The organism is Brochothrix campestris (genome assembly GCF_046058945.1).
Lineage (GTDB): Bacteria > Bacillota > Bacilli > Lactobacillales > Listeriaceae > Brochothrix > Brochothrix campestris.
The window spans coordinates 476,656-488,936 of record NZ_CP175511.1; the positions used below are offsets into that span (position 1 = coordinate 476,656).

At 40.8% G+C, this 12,281-nt stretch carries 14 protein-coding genes and 1 riboswitch; all 14 genes read left to right on the plus strand.

All coding sequences use genetic code 11. The annotated features are described in order from the left end of the window. The first annotated feature begins 152 nt into the window (after positions 1–152). The 14 genes from ACJYYY_RS02490 to sufU all read left to right on the plus strand — a co-directional run bounded on the left by ACJYYY_RS02490 (position 153) and on the right by sufU (position 12,271). Positions 153–1,253 carry a nitric oxide synthase oxygenase gene (locus tag ACJYYY_RS02490; protein ID WP_035313044.1) on the plus strand — a complete coding sequence of 367 codons (1,101 nt, stop codon included), beginning with the start codon at positions 153–155 and terminating at the stop codon, positions 1,251–1,253. Between the two features lie 48 nt (positions 1,254–1,301). Continuing rightward, a complete protein-coding gene (locus ACJYYY_RS02495; RefSeq protein ID WP_035313045.1) occupies positions 1,302–1,766 on the plus strand; it encodes an 8-oxo-dGTP diphosphatase in 465 nt (154 codons plus the stop codon). Positions 1,767–1,794: 28 nt separating this feature from the next. After that, the gene (locus tag ACJYYY_RS02500; RefSeq protein WP_051456787.1) at positions 1,795–3,000 is read left to right on the plus strand and encodes an FtsW/RodA/SpoVE family cell cycle protein; all 1,206 of its coding nucleotides are present in this window, start codon (positions 1,795–1,797) and stop codon (positions 2,998–3,000) included. A gap of 138 nt (positions 3,001–3,138) precedes the next feature. Then, the gene (locus tag ACJYYY_RS02505; RefSeq protein ID WP_035313046.1) at positions 3,139–3,492 is read left to right on the plus strand and encodes a Spx/MgsR family RNA polymerase-binding regulatory protein; all 354 of its coding nucleotides are present in this window, start codon (positions 3,139–3,141) and stop codon (positions 3,490–3,492) included. Positions 3,493–3,523: 31 nt separating this feature from the next. Next, entirely contained in the window at positions 3,524–3,907 is a 384-nt protein-coding gene (gene gcvH, locus ACJYYY_RS02510) for a glycine cleavage system protein GcvH (RefSeq protein ID WP_035313047.1), read from the plus strand. 222 nt (positions 3,908–4,129) lie between these two features. Then, complete coding sequence (locus ACJYYY_RS02515) at positions 4,130–4,444, plus strand: thioredoxin family protein (protein ID WP_408869071.1); 315 nt, start codon at positions 4,130–4,132, stop codon at positions 4,442–4,444. Between the two features lie 67 nt (positions 4,445–4,511). Then, a riboswitch (SAM riboswitch) is annotated at positions 4,512–4,618 on the plus strand. A 97-nt stretch (positions 4,619–4,715) separates the two neighbouring features. Next, a complete protein-coding gene (locus tag ACJYYY_RS02520; protein WP_035313049.1) occupies positions 4,716–5,738 on the plus strand; it encodes a methionine ABC transporter ATP-binding protein in 1,023 nt (340 codons plus the stop codon). Further along, positions 5,735–6,412, plus strand: coding sequence for a methionine ABC transporter permease (locus tag ACJYYY_RS02525; protein WP_035313050.1), 678 nt, complete (start codon positions 5,735–5,737; stop codon positions 6,410–6,412). The genes ACJYYY_RS02520 and ACJYYY_RS02525 overlap by 4 nt, the downstream gene beginning before the upstream one ends. A 23-nt stretch (positions 6,413–6,435) precedes the next feature. Then, a complete protein-coding gene (locus ACJYYY_RS02530) occupies positions 6,436–7,254 on the plus strand; it encodes a MetQ/NlpA family ABC transporter substrate-binding protein (RefSeq protein WP_035313051.1) in 819 nt (272 codons plus the stop codon). 99 nt (positions 7,255–7,353) lie between these two features. Further along, entirely contained in the window at positions 7,354–8,181 is an 828-nt protein-coding gene (locus tag ACJYYY_RS02535; protein ID WP_035313052.1) for a MetQ/NlpA family ABC transporter substrate-binding protein, read from the plus strand. Positions 8,182–8,493: 312 nt separating this feature from the next. Next, positions 8,494–9,276 carry a Fe-S cluster assembly ATPase SufC gene (sufC, locus tag ACJYYY_RS02540; RefSeq protein ID WP_035313053.1) on the plus strand — a complete coding sequence of 261 codons (783 nt, stop codon included), beginning with the start codon at positions 8,494–8,496 and terminating at the stop codon, positions 9,274–9,276. A 19-nt stretch (positions 9,277–9,295) separates the two neighbouring features. Then, a complete protein-coding gene (gene sufD / locus ACJYYY_RS02545; RefSeq protein ID WP_035313054.1) occupies positions 9,296–10,606 on the plus strand; it encodes a Fe-S cluster assembly protein SufD in 1,311 nt (436 codons plus the stop codon). Further along, a complete protein-coding gene (locus tag ACJYYY_RS02550) occupies positions 10,606–11,838 on the plus strand; it encodes a cysteine desulfurase (protein ID WP_035313055.1) in 1,233 nt (410 codons plus the stop codon). Before sufD ends, ACJYYY_RS02550 begins: the two co-directional genes overlap by 1 nt. Next, positions 11,825–12,271, plus strand: coding sequence for a Fe-S cluster assembly sulfur transfer protein SufU (gene sufU, locus ACJYYY_RS02555; RefSeq protein WP_035313081.1), 447 nt, complete (start codon positions 11,825–11,827; stop codon positions 12,269–12,271). The genes ACJYYY_RS02550 and sufU overlap by 14 nt, the downstream gene beginning before the upstream one ends. Positions 12,272–12,281: the final 10 nt, after the last annotated feature.

Sequence of the window (12,281 nt, forward strand, 5' to 3'; positions counted from 1 at the left end):
TTGACCACTTTTCACAGAAAAAGCAGTTTGATTCGACTTTGTCTACAATCTGGAGCCAACATTTTTTGTTGGCTTCTTTTTTTGTCCTCCTTTTAGCAAACCAACTGAATTTAATTGCAATTATTGGTATAATAAACTGTAATTAGGGAGTGATGATGAAAGTGACGTTAGTTGAAGAAGCACGAGTATTTATAGCGGAATGCTATAAAGAATTGAATAAGACGTCTGCGTTAGCTCAACGACTTAAGCAAATTGAATGTGAAATTAAAACAACTCATACATATAAACATACCGAAGAGGAACTCGCGCATGGCGTGAAAATGGCTTGGCGCAACAACAACCGTTGCATCGGCCGTCTCTTTTGGCAACAACTGCAATTGATTGATGCTAGATCGGCGACGACAGCTGTTGAGGTTGAAGCGGCGTTGTTGCATCATATTGAAGCGGGTACGAATGGTGGAGCGATTAGACCAACAATTACGGTCTTTGAGCCAGGAAGGGTGCGGATTTGGAATGAGCAATTGATTCGCTATGCTGGCTATATTGTTGATGGCAAACAAATCGGTGATCCCTTATCAAATGACATTACGAAACTTTGTCAACGATTAGGATGGCAATCGAATAAAACTGACTTTGATGTCCTGCCATTATTGTTTCAAGTGGATGAACACTCGCCCTTGTGTATGCGGGACATTCCGTCACCGTTAGTAAAAGAAGTAACGATCACACATCCAGACTATCCAAAATTGGCAGAATTAAGCTTGAAATGGTATGCAGTGCCGATTATCGCCAATATGCGTCTAAGCATCGGTGGTATTTCTTATGAAGCTTGTCCGTTTAACGGCTGGTACATGGGAACCGAGATTGCTTCACGTAACCTCGTCGATACTGCCCGTTATAATAAATTGCCCGCGATTGCGACCGCCTTAGGAATTGAGACGCGCAAAAATCGTGAGTTGTGGCAGGACCGTGCCTTACTCGAGTTGAATTACGCAGTGTTAGATTCCTACAAGCGGGCAAAAGTGCAAATGGTCGATCATCATACGGCAGCCAAACAATTTGCCCAATTTGAGTCGAATGAAGTGGAAGCACACCGTGAAGTTACAGGGAACTGGGCGTGGTTGATACCACCGATGTCGCCTGCAAGCACACATATTTTCCATCAGCCCTATGCGAATACGACCAAAACACCTAACTTTTTTTATAAAAAATCACTGTTTGAGAAGGAAAATCACTGTCCTTTTCAGCAATAAAAGAGTACTCTTAAATAAGACCATTTTTTGAACGAAAAGAGGACTAAGATGTTAAAATATACCATCTGTTTTATTAAATATCACGATTCACTTTTACTGTTGAATCGTTTAAAAGCGCCATGGATGGGCAGTTGGAATGGTGTCGGTGGCAAGTTGGAACCGAATGAAACGCCGCAAGCCTGTATCATTCGAGAAATACATGAAGAAACAGGGATACGTCTTGACAAAGTGACCGCGCGTGGTGAGATGCGATGGACTAATTTTGGCACCGCTAATGGAGGTATGTATTTATTTACCGCAGAATTAACAAAAAAACCATTTGTTGGTCCGCAGGTGAGCATTGAAGGGTTATTGGATTTTAAAACAATTGAATGGGTGCTGTCACCGGATAATACAGGAGTGGTTAACAATATTAAACCGCTGTTAGCAACGCTGTTTGAGGCGGAGCCAACTAGTATTTACCAGGCAGATTATGAAGTGAACAATTTGATACGTTTTGTGAAAGTGCAGTAGCAGACGTTTGGATGGAAGAGGGAATGATATGGAAAATAAAAATAAAGGCCAACGGATTGACTATGGTATTATCGTCACGATGTTATTGTTTGCGGCCGTTAGCTTAATCGCAATTTATACCGCCTTAAATACGGATCCAGCCTATGGTCGTTCATTGGTTATTCGCCAAGGGGCATTTTACATAATCGGAGCAGTCGCAGTTGCTGTAATTATGCGGATTGATCGGGAACTCATGATTAAACTGACCCCGTATTTATACGTATTTGGGCTGTTTATTTTACTACTCGTCCTTATTCCTGGCATCGGTGTCGAAGTCAATGGGGCACGTAGTTGGATAAAACTTCCAGTTGTTGGGCAGTTTCAACCAGCTGAATTAATGAAGATTTGCCTCGTATTAATGCAAGGTAAAGTTATTATCGAACATAATAAGGCGGCTAAAATTAGAACAGTCAGAACCGACTGGGTGTTATTGTTTAAAATATCACTAACATCGTTCATTCCATTTGTCTTAATTTTACTGGAGAACGATTTAGGAACCGGCTTAGTTATAATGGCGATTACGCTAGGTATGTTTATCATTTCAGGGATTACGTGGCGGATTCTCTTACCCTTGATTTTAGGCGTGTTCTCATTAGGCGCAGCGATGATTTATACTGTAATGGTTAAACCAGAATGGCTCGCATTGATTGGTTTCAAACAGTATCAATTTGGACGAATCACCTCGTGGTTGGATCCTTATTCATCTGCTGATTCAGATGGCTATCAATTAATTTTAGCAATGCAAGCCATCGGATCGGGTGAAATTACCGGTTATGAAGGCACGAATGGAATGGCATCAATTCCCGAAGGTCATACCGATATGATTTTTGCGATGATTAATCATCACTGGGGCTTTATTGCCGGCAGTATCGTTATTGCCTTGTTCTTTATTCTCGTCTACCAAATTATTGGAACAGCCTTGGATTTAAAAGATGAGTTTTACGCGGTTATTTGTACCGGTGTTGTGATGACAATTATGTTCCATGTGCTTGAAAATGCCGGGATGACAATTGGCTTGCTACCGATTACAGGGATTCCATTGCCATTTATTAGTTATGGTGGGACCTCGCTCGTCGTTAACTTGTTAGGGATAGGTGTCATAATGTCGATGCGTTTTAACTCACCTGATTCAATGTTTTCGAAAGAAGAAAAAGAAACTGATATTGCCTTATATGATGTTAAGAAACGAAAATAATAACTGCCGTCAGCACCTTCCTTACAGAAAGATGCTGGCTTTTTTTATTCAGAATCTTTCCGCTAAAAGGTTGTCCAAATACTAAAAATCAACTATGATAAGGATAGAAACAGAAAAAAGAAGAGTGAGGGATAATAAATGATTAAATTTTATGAATACCCTAAGTGTACGACGTGTAAGAAAGCCAAAAAATGGTTGTCTGATAACGATGTCGCTTTTGAAGCAATTGATATCGTAGAAGAAACACCGACTGCCGCACAATTAAAAGCAGCCTTTGAGAAAACAAACTTACCAATCAAACGTTTTTTCAACACAAGTGGTCAAAAATACCGCGAATCAAACTTAAAAAATAAGATTGATCGCATGACAAATGATGAAATTTTCGCCTTACTTGCAACTGATGGGATGTTAATTAAACGTCCATTAGCAATCAGTGATGAGATGGTTACCTTAGGTTTTAAAGAAGAAGATTACGCGCGTTTTTGGAAATAAAACTAAACTAACTGAAAAGGGGTTTTTTAATATGACTGATTACAAAGCTTATAAATACACAGAGGAACATGAATGGGTAAAAAAAGACGGCGATAATTACTACATCGGTATTTCATTACATGCACAAGATGAACTAGGCGATATCGTTTTTGTTGAAGTTCCTGAAGTCGATGATACAATCGAAAAAGGCGATTCATTCGGAAGTGTTGAATCTGTTAAAACAGTCTCAGAACTTTATGCACCAGTTGGTGGTACCGTTGTTTCAGTCAATGAGCTACTTGAAGATGAGCCTGAAACGTTAAACCAAGATCCGTATGAAAAAGGTTGGATTTGTGCATTAACCGATGTTGATGAGGCAGCTTATAATGAGCTACTAACATATGAACAGTACGAAGCATTTATCGCAGAAGCATAAAAGAGAGCAATAAAAGTGAAGGCAGCAGGCATAACTTCGCAGATGTTGACATGTGAAAGAAGCGCGACTAATGACAGTCGCTGACTTTCGCATCAAATATCCCAGCTGTTAGCTTATTCAACGCTCAAATCAAAGCAGTTTAATTCCACTTTGACTATCATCTGAAATCATTCAAGGCGACAGACGCTTTGAATGATTTTTATTTTAAGAAGGAGGGATGTCATGCAAGAGTGGTACGAACCCTCATTTCATGAAGCAAGGGAACAGCAGCGCGCCTTTGCCGTCTTGTTTTACACACCGATGTGTGGCAGTTGTCACGTCGTGGAACGACAACTCGATATTATTGCAGAGACAGTTCCAGAACTGACGTTAGTTAAAATGAATCTCAATTATTTACCGAAAATCGTGCAAACTTATCAAATTCAAAGCGTTCCAAGCGTGTACCGCTTTGATACGAACGGTGTCGTCAAGCGCCTCACCGTGATTGATAATGTGACCGAATTGTATCGTGAGTTAATAGTGCTAAAAAAAAAGTGAAACAGTGATTGACTTGTGTAGCGCAAGCCTTTATAATTACGTTAATAAGTATAACTTTATATGATATTTCTTATCAAGAGTGGTGGAGGGACTTGCCCGATGAAACCCAGCAACCCCATGAGAATGGACGGTGCTAAATCAAGCTAAGTGAGTGATCACTTAGAAAGATGAGAAGCGGGCTATTCTAATAATAGACGTTTCACATCTTTCTGAAATTCAGAAAGATGTTTTTTTATGCTTAAAAAGCGGTTAATAAGAAAGGTTGGAGCAGATGATTAAATTAGAAAATGTCAGCAAGACGTTTCAAACGCGCAACGGTGCAGTAGACGCTGTTAAAAATGTTAGTTTTGAGATTGAAACTGGCGAAATTTTCGGAATAATCGGCTATTCGGGAGCAGGTAAAAGTACGCTTATCCGGATGTTTAATGGCCTTGAAACACCAACAGCCGGTAATATTCAGTTAAATGATATCGCCATTTCAAATATCCAAGGGGCAGACCTTCGCAAGGCACGCCAAAAAATCGGCATGATTTTTCAACACTTTAACTTGTTATGGTCACGCACAGTCGCCGAAAATATTGCGTTTCCATTGGAAATTGCTGGTGTGAAAAAAGCAGAACGTGAGCGTCGTGTAGCTGAACTGATCCACTTAGTTGGCTTAGACGGACGTGACAAATCGTATCCCGCACAACTCAGTGGCGGTCAAAAACAACGGGTCGGCATTGCCCGAGCGTTAGCCAATGATCCTGACGTGTTGCTGTGTGATGAGGCGACCAGTGCGCTCGATCCACAGACAACAAGTGAGGTACTCAACTTGTTAACCGATATTAACAAACGTCTTGGCTTAACAATTATCCTAATTACGCATGAAATGCCCGTTATCCGTAAAATCTGTAACCGTGTCGCAGTGATGGAAGGCGGTAAAGTCGTCGAATTAGGCGAGGTCTTGACGGTATTCCAAACACCACAACAAGAAATCACCCGTCGTTTCGTCTCGCAGGCCACTGATGATACCCAAACAGCTGAGATTGAACAAATGTTGATTGAAACGTATCCGACCGGTTTACTAGCGCGCTTAGTCTTTACAGCCTCACAAACGACGCAGCCAGTCATTACCGACTTGGCGAAAAAATTCGACATCGATATTAGCATTTTACATGGATCGATGACACAAACACGCAACGGTGCGTATGGTTTCCTCTTTATCCAACTGGTTGGGGCCGAAGCGAACATTGCAGCAACGAAAGCATACCTAGCAGAGATTGACGTCAGAATGGAAGTGATTCGTGCATGAATGAATTAATGGAAAAATGGTTACCGAATATTAGCTGGTCAGAAGTATGGACGGCGACGCAAGAAACGTTAATTATGACAGTTATCTCAATCGTCTTTGTCTTTATTTTAGGCCTGTTACTCGCGTTACTCTTATTTTTAACACGCGATCAAAGCAACATCTTCATTAAACTAATCAATTGGGTGTCAGTGGCCTTCGTTAATATTTTCCGCTCGATTCCGTTCATCATCTTAATCGTCCTCCTGATGCCATTTACGAAAACCATCATGGGAACAGTCATTGGTACTGCGGGCGCATTCCCGGCCTTGATCATTTCAGCGGCACCATTTTATGCCCGCCTCGTTGAAATCGCCTTCGTTGAAATTGATAAAGGTGTGATTGAAGCGAGTCGTGCAATGGGTGCGAGTCAATGGACGATTATTCGTAAAGTATTATTGCCTGAAGCGATGCCGGCCATTATTTCTGGCTTAACCGTAACGACGATTTCATTGATTGGCTACACGGCAATGGCGGGGGTTATCGGCGCTGGTGGTTTAGGAAACATGGCTTACTTCACTGGTTTCCAACGCTCACAAAATGATGTGACATTTGTAACAACTGTTATTATTTTAATCCTCGTCTTTATTATCCAATTTATTGGCGATAAGATTACAACGAAACTTGATAAACGTTAATTAATTAAATGGGGGGAACAAACATGAAAAAAATCATTTTAAGTCTTGTTACTGTATTAGTACTTGTCACCTTAGCTGCCTGTGGTGGCAATGATGACGCCAAAAAAGACAGTGCTAAACTGGTGGTCGGTGCCTCAAACGTGCCGCACGCTGAGATTTTAGAAAAAGCAAAACCACTCCTTGCAAAAGAAGGGGTCGAACTTGAAATCAAAAAGTACCAAGATTACATTTTACCAAATAAACAATTGGCATCAGGTGATTTAGATGCCAACTATTTCCAACATATTCCTTACTTAGAACAATACAACAAAGATAACGAGACCGATTTAGTCAGTGCCGGCAAAATTCATATTGAACCGTTCGGTATTTATTCAGCTAAATTCAAAAAAGTCAGTGATATCAAAGACGGTGCGACGATTTTAATTAGTAACAGCACAGCTGACCAAGGACGGATTTTAATGTTACTTGAGCAAGAAGGGCTCGTTAAAATTAACGACAGCATTAAAGATAAAGTCACAGCTACAATTAAAGATATTGACAACATCAAACACTTGAAATTTTTAAATCAAGTTGATCCTGGCCTCTTGGCACAAGCGTATAAAAACGAGGAAGCTGATTTATATGCCATCAATACTAACTATGCGATTGATGCGGGCTTGCAACCGACAGAAGATGCGTTGATTCTTGAAAATTCTGACTCACCATACGCGAACATTGTAGCGGTGAACAAAGCAGATAAAGACAATGCTAATATTAAAAAATTAATTAAAGTATTGCACTCGAAAGCAATTCAAGACTTCATTACTGACAAATATGAGGGTGCGGTTTTACCAACCAAGTAACGATATAACAATAGTGTGGGAGTTCGCTCCTTCGCTATTTTATATATAGTTCAAAAAGAGTGAATATTCGCAATATTTATCAATTAGGAGGAATGGGATATGAAAAAAGCAATTTTAGTAATTATTAGCGCCATTTTATTAGTGGTATTGGCAGCATGTGGGTCAGCCGATGCGACAGCCGAGAAGAAAGAGAAAACAACGACGTTAGTGATAGGGGCATCTAACGTACCGCATGCCGAAATTTTAGAAGAGGCAAAACCAATCTTGAAAAAAGAAGGTATTATCTTAGATATTAAAAAATACCAAGATTACATCTTACCGAATAAAAACTTAGCAGATGGTGAATTAGACGCCAACTACTTCCAACATATTCCCTTTTTGGAGTTATCGAATAAAGAAAACGACACAGACTTAGTCAATGCCGGTAAAATTCATATTGAGCCCTTCGGTATTTACTCATCGAAATACAAAGATGTGGCTGATGTCAAAGACGGCGCAACCATTTTAATTAGTAATAACGTTGCTGAACATGGTCGTATTTTAATGTTATTAGAAAAAGAAGGCTTAGTGAAGATTAACGATTCAGTTGAAAATAAAGTCGATGCGACCCTCGATGATATTGAAAACACGAAACACTTGAAATTCTTAAATCAAATCGATCCAGGTTTACTTGCAAAAGCCTATAAAAATGACGAGGCTGATCTTTATGCCATCAATACGAACTATGCGTTAGATGCGGGCTTGAAACCAACGGAAGATGCCTTAATTTTAGAGGATGCTGATTCACCGTATGCAAATGTGATTGCGGTTAATGCCAAGGATAAAAACAAGGCAGCCATCAAAAAATTAGTTGCAGTTTTACAATCAAAAGAAATCCAAGATTTTATTACTGATAAATATGAAGGTGCCGTTGTGCCAGTGAAGTAGATAGCACTGGCACACGCATTTTCCTGAAAGCTTGACGATTCGTGTAGCTAGGATTTTTCAGTAATGAAAGGAGAGACGTTACATGTCTCTCCTTTTTTAATGTGGATCAAGAATTTATCAATTTAAAAGGCATACAATGTTTTCGTAATTTGTTACAATAAGGGTATGACAGTATGCTGAATTTGATTATCAATTTGAATCATCTAAGTGATAATCGCTAAAAGAAACCTTACACTGATGTGATTTCAGCATTGCTTTTAGATTAAAATCATACTAAACTAATAATTATTAGAAAAAGTTGGAGGGATATTAATGAGCACGTTACAAGTGAAAGATTTACATGTGTCAATTGAAGGAAAAGAAATTTTAAAAGGTGTTAACCTAACAATGAATTCCGGTGAAGTACATGCCATTATGGGACCAAACGGAACAGGTAAATCAACTTTATCATCAGCAATTATGGGGCATCCCTCATACGAAGTAACGTCTGGTGAAATTTTATTAGACGGCGAAGATGTCTTAGAAATGGAAGTTGATGAACGCGCACGCGCAGGTCTTTTCTTAGCAATGCAATACCCAAGTGAAGTCACTGGGATTACAAACGCTGAATTTATTCGTTCAGCAATCAACGCTCGTCGTGAAGAAGGCGACGAAATGCCAATTATGAAATACTTGAAACAATTAGATAAAACAATGGAAGGCCTTGAAATGACTGAAGAAATGGCAGAACGTTATGTCAACGAAGGTTTTTCTGGTGGTGAAAAGAAACGTAACGAAATTTTACAAATGATGATGATCAAACCTAAATTCGCAATTTTGGATGAGATTGACTCAGGCTTAGATATCGATGCATTGAAAATCGTTTCTAAAGGTGTCAATGAAATGCGTGGCGACGACTTTGGTTGCATGATTATTACCCATTACCAACGTCTCTTAAACTACATTACACCCGATCACGTTCATGTGATGATGAACGGTAAAGTTGCTTTATCAGGTGGACCAGAATTAGCTAAACGCTTAGAAGCGGAAGGTTATGAAGGCATTCGTGCTGAATTAGGACTTGAAGTAGATGCGAAAGAAGTAGCAAACGACTAAAAAAGGGAGGAAGATACAGATGGTCTTACAAACGATTGAAACCATTAACCCTGCATTTATTACGTCATTTGCGCAAAAAACAGCAGAACCGTCATGGTTAACTGATTTACGTATACAAGCATGGGCTAAAGCAGCAGAATTAGAGTTACCGTACGTTGATAAAACAAAGATTAAACGATGGAATTTCACAAAGTTCAGCCAATACGCTGGCTTGGCACAACCTAACTTCGGGAAGAAATTACCTGGAATCGTGGCTGAAATTGCCGATGTCGACAATCAAGAGATGTCGCTTTACATTCAAGAAGATCAAACACCTGTCCACTTACACCTGTCACAAGAAGCGATTGATAAAGGCGTTATTGTGCAAGACTTAGCAACAGCTGTTAAAGAAAACAGTGCGTTAGTGCAACAATACTTTATGACAACGGCTGTCAAAATGGATGAAAACCGTTTAACAGCCTTCCATACAGCGCTTGTTAATAGTGGCCTGTTTATTTATGTGCCTAAAAACGTTGAATTGTCAACACCAATTCAAGCTGTTTTCATTCAAAATGATGACCGTAAACCGTTTATGAACCATGCGATTATTGTGGCTGACGAAAGTTCAAAATTAACTTATGTTGAAAACTATGTCGGTCAAACAGGGAAACGTCGTGCGATTGCGAACATTATTTCAGAAGTTATCGTTAAAGATAACGCCATCGTTACTTACGGTGCAGTCGATACGCTAGACGCAAGCGTGACGTCATACATTAACCGTCGTGGTCACGTCTTACGCGATGCTACTTTAAACTGGGCAATCGGTGTGATGAATGATGGCAACTCAGTCATTAACCATTTAACAAACCTTGTGGGTGATAACTCAAACAGTGATGTTAAAACAGTTACGGTTGGAACAGGTAAACAAACACAAAACTTCACAACCGAAATCCGTCAATTTGGGAAAGCCTCTAACGGCATGATTTTAAAACACGGTGTTGTATTAGACGCAGCGACGTCAATCTTCAACGGTATTGGTCATATTATGCACAATGCCAAAGGTGCTGATGCACAACAAGAATCACGTGTTCTCATGTTAAGCGATAGCGCACGTGGCGATGCGAACCCGATTTTATTAATTGATGAAGACGAAGTAACAGCGGGTCACGCTGCCTCTGTCGGTCGTGTGGATGAAGAAGCGTTATTCTATCTTCAAAGTCGTGGTCTGAGCTTACATGAAGCTGAACGTTTAGTTATTCACGGTTTCTTGAATCCAGTTGTGGATCAATTACCAATTAAACGCGTGAGTGAATTACTCTCACACGAGATTGAAAGGAAAGTGAAACGCTAATGAACCCTTTATCTGTCAAAGCTGATTTTCCGATTTTAACGCAGGTGGTTAATGAACGTCCGCTTGTTTATCTTGATAACGCTGCGACGTCTCAAAAACCCCAATGCGTGATTGATGCAGTGTCGCATTATTATGAAACAACGAATAGTAATGTGCACCGTGGTGTACATACGCTCGGTTCTCAAGCGACAGATTTATACGAGGGTGCCCGTGCGAAAGTACAGGCGTTCATTAAGGCAAACGATGCAGCTGAAATCATCTTTACCCGTGGCACAACAGCTTCTATCAATATCGTGGCCTCAAGCTACGCGATGGCACAGTTGCAGGTAGGCGATGAAATCGTCATTTCACCAGCCGAACATCACAGTAATTTGATTCCATGGCAGCAGGTTGCTCAGCAAACCGGTGCAACCTTAACTTACTTTGAGTTGGAGGTAGACGGTCGTCTGACAGTTGAGAAAGCAGCTGCAGCGATTAATAAACAAACTAAAATCGTGGCTTTAGCCCAGGCCTCAAATGTGCTGGGGACGATTAATCCAATTAAAGAGATTGCGGCCATCGCTCATGCCAACGGTGCCATCATCGTGGTTGATGGGGCACAATCCGTGCCACATTTACCAGTTGATGTCCAAGAACTCGACATTGATTTCTTGGCATTTTCGGGACATAAGATGATGGGACCAACCGGTATCGGTGTCTTATATGGCAAACGGGCTTTGCTCGAAGCAATGGATCCAGTTGAGTATGGCGGCGAGATGATCGATTTTGTAACGTTGGAAGGGGCAACTTGGAAAGAGTTGCCGTGGAAATTCGAAGCAGGTACACCGATTATTGCCGGGGCAATTGGCTTAGGTGCGGCAATTGACTACTTGAATACGATCGGGATGGCAACCGTAGCAGCCCATGGCACAGAACTGGTGGCCTATGCGCTTGAACGGTTACGTACAATTGAGGGCATTGACATACACGGTCCGCTTGATCCGCAACAACGAACAGCCTTAGTGTCATTCAATGTCGGTGATATACATCCGCATGACTTATCGACGGTACTAGATGAACAAGGGATTGCGATTCGGGCCGGTCATCACTGCGCCCAACCGTTAATGAAATGGCTCGGGGCCTCATCAACGGCCCGTGCAAGTTTTTATATGTACAATACGAAAGCGGAAGTCGATGCCCTCGTGGCAGCAATCGAACTGACAAAGGAGTATTTTGGCTATGGTGAAGCGTAATTTAGATCAATTATACCGACAAGTAATTATTGAACATTATCGTAAACCGCGTAACAGTGGCGAGCTTACGAATGAGACGCATCAAATTGAAATGAATAACCCAACCTGTGGCGATCAGATTTTTTTACATCTGAAAGTAGTAGATAGCCTAATTGAAGAGGCGAAGTTTACTGGCTCAGGTTGCTCGATTTCAATTGCGTCAGCCTCAATGATGACTGAAACAATTAAAGGACATACGATTGAACAGGCGCTCCTAATATCGGACGACTTTTCAGCGATGATGCAAGGGCAACCACATGCACACATCGATGAAGAAAACGGTGAATTAGAAGCCTTGGCAGGCGTTGCCCAGTTTCCAGCCCGCATCAAGTGTGCCACCTTAGCTTGGAAGGCGATGGAAAAAGCACTGGCAACGACAGAAACGAACAATTAACGAGGAGGAA

Coding starts and splice junctions, on each gene's coding strand:
- ACJYYY_RS02505 (WP_035313046.1), top strand. CDS start 3,139: ATGATTAAATTTTATGAATACCCTAAGTGTACGACGTGTAAGAAAGCC.
- sufC (WP_035313053.1), top strand. CDS start 8,494: ATGAGCACGTTACAAGTGAAAGATTTACATGTGTCAATTGAAGGAAAA.
- ACJYYY_RS02495 (WP_035313045.1), top strand. CDS start 1,302: ATGTTAAAATATACCATCTGTTTTATTAAATATCACGATTCACTTTTA.
- ACJYYY_RS02550 (WP_035313055.1), top strand. CDS start 10,606: ATGAACCCTTTATCTGTCAAAGCTGATTTTCCGATTTTAACGCAGGTG.
- ACJYYY_RS02515 (WP_408869071.1), top strand. CDS start 4,130: ATGCAAGAGTGGTACGAACCCTCATTTCATGAAGCAAGGGAACAGCAG.
- ACJYYY_RS02520 (WP_035313049.1), top strand. CDS start 4,716: ATGATTAAATTAGAAAATGTCAGCAAGACGTTTCAAACGCGCAACGGT.
- ACJYYY_RS02535 (WP_035313052.1), top strand. CDS start 7,354: ATGAAAAAAGCAATTTTAGTAATTATTAGCGCCATTTTATTAGTGGTA.
- ACJYYY_RS02525 (WP_035313050.1), top strand. CDS start 5,735: ATGAATGAATTAATGGAAAAATGGTTACCGAATATTAGCTGGTCAGAA.
- ACJYYY_RS02530 (WP_035313051.1), top strand. CDS start 6,436: ATGAAAAAAATCATTTTAAGTCTTGTTACTGTATTAGTACTTGTCACC.
- gcvH (WP_035313047.1), top strand. CDS start 3,524: ATGACTGATTACAAAGCTTATAAATACACAGAGGAACATGAATGGGTA.
- ACJYYY_RS02490 (WP_035313044.1), top strand. CDS start 153: ATGATGAAAGTGACGTTAGTTGAAGAAGCACGAGTATTTATAGCGGAA.
- sufU (WP_035313081.1), top strand. CDS start 11,825: ATGGTGAAGCGTAATTTAGATCAATTATACCGACAAGTAATTATTGAA.
- sufD (WP_035313054.1), top strand. CDS start 9,296: ATGGTCTTACAAACGATTGAAACCATTAACCCTGCATTTATTACGTCA.
- ACJYYY_RS02500 (WP_051456787.1), top strand. CDS start 1,795: ATGGAAAATAAAAATAAAGGCCAACGGATTGACTATGGTATTATCGTC.